General features: G+C 70.3%; 2 protein-coding genes. Both read left to right on the forward strand.

Going from position 1 to position 7,272, the window contains the following annotated elements:
- The first annotated feature begins 334 nt into the window (after positions 1 to 334).
- Positions 335 to 6,520 (forward strand): DNRLRE domain-containing protein, encoded by a 6,186-nt coding sequence (locus tag ACIPUC_RS00560; RefSeq protein WP_446586750.1) that lies wholly within the window; start codon positions 335 to 337, stop codon positions 6,518 to 6,520.
- A gap of 93 nt (positions 6,521 to 6,613) precedes the next feature.
- Positions 6,614 to 7,042: a hypothetical protein gene (locus ACIPUC_RS00565; protein ID WP_446585981.1), complete on the forward strand. Its 429-nt coding sequence runs from the start codon at positions 6,614 to 6,616 to the stop codon at positions 7,040 to 7,042.
- Positions 7,043 to 7,272 lie beyond the last annotated feature (230 nt).

Genomic DNA, 7,272 nt, shown 5'->3' on the forward strand with positions numbered 1-7,272 from the left:
CGCCGACGCTGAACCGTGCCGCTCGGTGGTCGCCGAGCGGTATACGGCGGCGGGAGTGTGACTGGAATTACATATTCCAATTGGAACTCGGCGCTCCGGATCTGGGATCTTGATACCCCTTTGGGCCCTTTGACCTCCGTTACGTTCACTCTCGCGTCGCGGCCTGCGGCGCGAGAACAACGCAGGAAGTACAAGAGACCGGGGAACCATGGAGATACACGTACCCGCTCCGGAGGAGCGGGGGCGGCCCTGGACTGGGAGGAGTCTGCGGCACATCGCAGGCGGACTCGTCCTGGCCCTGGGCGTCACGCTGCTGGACGGCACCAGCGCCGCGATGGCGGCAGAGGCCAAGGCCGTGGCGACCGCCGCCACGGCCGAGAAGCCGACCGCGACCTCGGCGGCGGACATCCCGTCCGCCCGGGTGGCGGCGCGGCTGTCGGGGAAGCGGGTGGAGGCGCTTTCGGAGCGCACGGAGACCTCGACGACGTGGGTGAACAAGGACGGTTCGCTCACCTCCGAGGTCTTCGCCGGCCCGGTCCGGTTCCGTGATGCGGCCACCGGGGAGTGGCGTGACGTAGACGTCGAGCTGGCCGCGCAGGTGGACGGTTCGGTCGAGTCGAAGGCTCACCCGCGGGGCCTGAAGCTCTCGGGCAAGTCGGGTGCGAAGGCCGCTTCGCTGAAGGCGGCGCAGGCTGCGCCCGCGACGGATCTGGTCACGCTCGGCTCGGGCGACGAGGCGATCACGCTGCAGTGGCGTGGCGGCCTGCCGGCGCCGAAGGTGGACGGCACCCGTGCCACGTACGAGGGCGCCGTGCCGGGAGCGGACGTGGTCGTCGAGGCCACGCGTACCGGCTTCGAGCAGTTCGTCGAGGTCAAGGCGAAGCCCGAGGCGGGCTTCGGCTACACCCTGCCGCTGAAGACCAAGGGTCTGAAGGCAGAGCAGCAGGCAGACGGCAGTGTGCTCTTCACCGACAAGAAGTCCAACAAGACCGCCACCATGCCGGCGCCGGTCATGTGGGACGCGACGGTGGACGAAGCCTCCGGTGAGCACACCCGGCGGGCCAAGGTCGCCATGAAGGTCGTCAAGACCAAGGACGGCGTCGACCTGGTCATCACCCCGGACGAGAAGTTCCTCGCGGACCCGGCGACGAAATACCCGGTGACGGTCGACCCCTCGACCTCCACTCTCGGGAACCTCTTCGACACCTACGTTCAGCAGGGCGAGACCGTCGACTGGTCCGCGGACACCGAGCTGGACCTGGGCAACCCCGGCACCAAGAACGCCGACGGCACCTGGCGCACCGCCCGTTCCTTCATCACCTGGAACACCGCGCCGATCGCCGACTCGCTGATCTCCAGCGCCACCCTGTCGCTGTGGAACTTCCACTCCGGCAACACCGACTGCACGGCCCAGCCGTGGGAGGTGTGGACGGCGAACAACGCCTCCACCTCCTCGCGCTGGACCAGCCAGCCGGCGATGGTGACCAAGATGGCCACCTCGACGGAGACCAAGGGCAACTCGGCCTGCACCGCGGACGGCTGGATCAACGCCAACGTCACGAGCCTGGTGCAGCACTGGTCCAACAACAAGTGGGCGTACTCGGGCATGGGCCTGCGGGCCACCGACGAGCTGGACGGCAAGGAGTGGAAGCGGGTCAACTCCGCCAACGCCGCTTCGAACCCGCCGAAGCTGACGGTGACGTACAACTACCGTCCCCGTACGGGTACGAAGCAGGAGGCGGGCGCCCCCTTCTTCTCCTACGGCGGCGCGTACGTCGTCAACACGGTCACCCCGACCCTGCGCGACACGTTCATCGATGCGAACGGCGACAAGGTCCAGGGCGCGTTCCAGATCTTCGACAACGCCACCAACGCGCAGGTCGGCGACGTGCTGCGGTCCGCGTTCGTCCCCTCGGGCCAGCCGGCCCCGGTGACGGTTCCGGCGGGTGTGCTGGCCAACGGCAAGACCTACCGCTTCCGTACCTCCCCGTACGACGGCACCCACTACAACCTCGGCTGGTCCGCGGAGAAGACCTTCACGGTCGACACCTCCGCCCCGTCCGCCCCGACCGGGATCACCTCGACGGACTACCCGTCGGGCGCCTGGGTCAAGGGCGCCGGGCAGGCGGGCGTGTTCAACGTGACCCCGCCCGCCGCCGACCACAACTGGCTCGAGTGGTCCCTGGACGGCACCACGTGGACCAAGGTGGCCACCGGTGGCGCCGCGGGCGCGAAGGCGATCTCCATCGCCCCGCCCAAGGACGGCACCCACATTCTCCAGGTCCGTACCGTCGACAAGGCGGACAACAAGTCCGAGTCGATCGAGTACACCTTCCACGCCGGCCCGGGCGGTTTCGTCCAGCCCTCAGCCGGCGAGCGCACTGCCCGCCGTCTGCCGCTGGTCGCCGACGCGGACGGCACCAAGTTCGACAAGGTCTCCTTCTCCTGGCGGCGCTCCGAGGCGGACGCCTGGGTGGCCATCCCGGCCGGTGACGTCACCTCCGGCGGCACCCCGCTGACCGCGTGGCCCGTTCCGATGACCGGCGGCAAGAACGCGCCGCTGGTCTGGAACACCACCGACACCGTCAACCCCGACGGCACCGTCCAGGTCAAGGCCGACTTCACCGGCCCGAACTCTGCGACCGGCGCCACCCAACCGCTCACCGTCATCGTCGACCGCAACGCCTCCGGCGCTGCCACCGACGAGGTCGGCCCGGGCTCCGTCAACCTGCTGACCGGCGACTACAGCCTGTCCGAAACCGACGCGTCCGCCTTCGACATGACGGTCACGCGCACCGCCTCCTCGCGCACGCCCGACCAGGGCGGCAAGCAGGAGGGCCAAGCCGCCATCTTCGGCAAGGAGTGGGTGGCGGGTACCGAGTCCGAGCTCACCGACTCCGAGTACAGCCACGTCCGCAGGATCTCTGACACGGCCGTCGACGTGGTCGGCACCGAGGGAGACGGCATCCACTTCACCGCCAACGCGGCGAAGACCGGCTGGATCCCCGAGCCCGGCGCCGAGGACCTGACCCTCACCGGCAGTGTCACCGGCTCCTTCACCCTGTCCGACACCGAGGGCACCGTCACCACGTTCACCAAGGTCGACCCGGCCGCCGGGACGTGGCAGGTGTCCAGCACCCTGCTGAACGGACTGACGCAGGCTTCCACGACCGTGGTGTCCGAGGCCGTGACCGTGGACGGCAAGACGCTGTCCCGCCCCAAGCGCGTCATCGCCCCCACCTCCGGCGTCACGGCCGCCACCTGTACGGCGACTCCCGCCACCAAGGGCTGCCGGGCCATCGAGTTCGTCTACGCGACGGCCACCACGGCCAGCACCATCGTCTTCGGCGACTATCTGAACCAGGTCAAGGAAGTCCGGCTGTGGTCCACCGAGCCCGGTGCCGCCACCGCGACCGCCAAGACCGTGCAGACCTACGCGTACGACGACTCGGGACGCCTGCGCCAGGCCTGGAACCCGCTCGTCAGCCCCGCGCTGACAACGGAGTACGCCTACGACACGGCGGGCCGGGTCACCGGCCTGACCGAGCCCGGTGAGCTGCCCTGGACCTTCACCTACGGCCAGGCGGGCAACGCCGCCACCGCCGGTCCCGGCATGCTCCTCAAGGCCTCCCGCTCCGGCCTCCAGCAGGGCAGCGCGAACGTCGAGTCCGGCACTGCCACCACCAGCGTCGTCTACGGCGTGCCGCTGACCGGCTCCACCGCCCCGCATGCCATGGGCGCCGGCGACGTGAAGGCCTGGGGCCAGACCGACGCCCCGACCGACGCGACCGCCGTCTTCCCGGCCGACTCGGTGCCTTCGTCCAACGACGGCAGCGCCCTGACCTCCGGCTCGTACACCCGCGCCAACCTCACCTACATGGGCGTGTCCGGCCGCGAGGTCAACTCGGCCGTCCCGGGCGGACACATCACCACTGCCGAGCACGACCGCTTCGGCAACACCGTCCGCGAGCTGTCGGCCGCCAACCGCGCCGTCGCGCTCGGCATCTCCGCAGACGACCGCACCGTCCAGGCGGACCTGGGCATCGCCCAGCTGTCCTCGGCCGACCGTGCCGAGCTGCTCTCCACCCGCTCCGTCTACGACGAGCAGGGCGTTCGGGAGCTGGAGGAGCTCGGCTCGCTGCGCCGGATCGACCTGACCGCCGACCTCAAGTCCGGTACGACGGTCCTGGTGCCCGCGGGTACCTCGGTGACCGCCCGCTCCTGGACGGTCAACGAGTACGACTCCGGACGTCCCACCGACGGCACCGCCAAGGTCAAGGACCAGATCACCAAGGTCACCGGCGGCGCCCAGGTGCGCGAGCACCCGTCGGTGCTCGGCGAGCCGCGGGTCACGGAGACCCAGTACGACTGGGTCAAGGGCCTGCCCGTCAAGTCCATCCAGGACCCGGGCGGCCTCGCGCTGACCACGACCACCGAGTACGACGCGCAGGGCCGTGTCACCAAGGAGATCCCGGCCGGCTCCACCGGAACCGACGCGGGCACCCGGGTGACGACGTACTGGTCCGCGACCGGCACCGGCGCCTGCCAGGGCCGCCCCGAGTGGGCGGACGCGGTGTGCACCACCGGGCCGGCAGGCGCGATCACCGGCGGCGGCACCAACCCGGCGCAGCTGCCGACGACCACCACCGAGTACGACTGGTGGGGCCACCAGGCCAAGGTCATCGAGACCTCCGGGGCCACCACCCGCACCACCACGCTGGCCTTCGACGCCGCCGGCCGCCAGACCAAGTCCACCATCACCGGTGGTCTCGGCCAGGCCGTCCCGGAGACGACGACGGAGTACAGCCCGACCAGCGGTGAGGTCGTCAAGACGACCTCGACGGTGGGCGGCACGATCACGAAGGCGTACGACAAGCTCGGCCGCCAGATCTCGTACACCGATGCCGACGGCGGTGTCACGACCACCGAGTACGACCTGCTCAACCGTCCGGTCAAGGTCACGGACAACGCTCCGTCGACCGTGACGTACACCTACGACCATGCGGCCGAGCCGCGCGGTCTCGCCACGAAGACCACCGACTCCGTCGCCGGTTCCTTCGAGGCCGCCTACGACGCCGACGGCTCGGTCACCTCCGAGAAGCTGCCTGGCGGCTTCACGCTGACCCAGCGGGAGGACACCTCCGGTGCGGCGGTCGAGCGCAAGTACACGCGCGACAGCGACGGCTCGCTGGTCTACTCGGACACGATCACCCAGTCGATCCACTCGCAGAACACCACCCACACCGGCTGGTCCGGCCAGTCGTACCAGTACGACAAGACCGGCCGCCTGCTGACGGTGGAGGACACCGCCGACACCGTCTGCACCCGTCGTACGTACGGCTTCGACGCGCGGACCAACCGCACGTCGCTGACCACCGCGACCGGCACCCCGGGTGCGGAATGCCCCGCCAGCGGAGGCACCACCACCACCCACACGTACGACAGCGCCAGCCGCCTGGTCGACTCCGGCTACGTCTACGACGCCTTCGGCCGGACCACCACGGCGCCCGGCAACGGCACCATCGGCTACTACGCCAACGACCTGGTCCACCAGCAGACGTCGGGCTCCGAGCGCCAGACCTGGCAGCTCGACTCCGCCCTGCGCTTCCGCTCGTTCAAGACCGAGACCGGCAGCGGCTCCACCTGGACCCAGACGGCCTCCAAGGTCAACCACTACGACGGTGACGGCGACAACCCGCGCTGGATCACCGAGGACACCGCCACCGGGACGCTGACCCGCAACGTGGACTCGGCCTCCGGCGACCTGGGCGCGACCACGAGCAAGACCGGTGACGTCGTCCTGCAGGTCACCAACCTGCACAGCGACGTGGCCCTGCAGCTGCCGCTCGACCTCTCCAAGGCGCCCGTCGCCCTGGAGTCGGACGAGTACGGCAAGGCCCGGGCGGGCCAGCCCGAGGCGCGCTACGGCTGGCTGGGCGGCAAGCAGCGGTCTGCGGAGACCCTGACGGGCCTGACCCTGATGGGCGTCCGGCTCTACAACCCCGCCTCCGGCCGGTTCCTGTCCGCCGACCCGGTGTACGGAGGCAATGCCAACGCCTACGACTACTGCTACGGGCAGCCCACGAACTGCTCCGACCTCGACGGCAAGTGGGCCTGGCTCGCGGTCGGCGCAGCGGCTTGGGCCTGCTCCAAGTGGTGCCCGGGCAAGAACACGCGCCGCATCGCCGGCGTGGTGTCGATGGTGTCCGGCGGCGGGTTCCTGCGCAGCATGGCGATCAAGGGCGGTGCACGGCTCCTGGCGAAGCGCTCGGTCAAGAACAGCATCCAGACCAAGCGCGGCTACCGGGTCGACGTCCGCGGCAAGAAGCCCCACTACAACAAGTGGGGTGCCCGGCCCAAGGGCAAGGGTCTTGGCACCAGCTGGCGCCGCCTCCGCTACAAGAACAAGCACATGGGCTTCCCCCACGTGCAGTACTACCGGGGCGGCAAGAAGTACAGCAAGTGGGCCTACCGGCCCGGTCTCCGGCACATCTGGGGCGCCTGGCGCTCTCTCCGATGAGCTGATGTGACACTCGGGGGTGGGGGGGGGGGGGGGGGGCGGCCCCCCCCCCCCCCCCCCCCCCCGACTTGCTCCGACACGAAAGGTTGCGTCATGTGGGATGGCTGTACACCGCTCCTGGGCGCTGAGCCCGATCCGCCCAGGCGGGAGATCACCGCCTGGCAGATCCCGGGCATCGGGGAGATGGACATCGAGTCCGAGGGGTACCGGATGTCGGTGCTGCCCGCGGACGGGTCCCTGCGGGTCGAGCTGGCGTTCTCCGCCGCGTATGCGGAATCCGAGACGGCGCCCTACCGCCCGCTGGGACCCATGGTCCTGTCGTTGGAAGGCGTGCTCTCTCTCGGCCTCGACACTCCCGGAGCCCCTGCCGACCCGCTGTGGAAGCGGGTGCTCCGGGGAGACTCCCAGGATGAGCTCCTGCGGATGGCCTGGGACGAGAAGGGCGACGTCCTGCACGTGCGGGACGGCGGTTCGACCCTCTCCTTCCAGGGCGGCACCTGGCGCTGGAGGTCGGCCGGGTAGCCCGCATCCCGGGCCCGGCAGCCCCCGCCGCCGGGCTGCGTACCTGGAGCCTTTGCTGACGGGTCCGGCCGGCGAGCCGACCGACCCCGGCCACCCGTCCGTAGGGAGAAGGGCCCCTAAATCCACCCTCGGCCTCATCGCAACCGCCTGATCATTCCCGAACGGGGCGGCGGGGGGGGGCCCCCCCCGGCCGCCCCCCCCCCAAAACCGGGGGCGCCAAAACACCCAGC

This window comes from Streptomyces sp. LARHCF249, assembly GCF_052871255.1.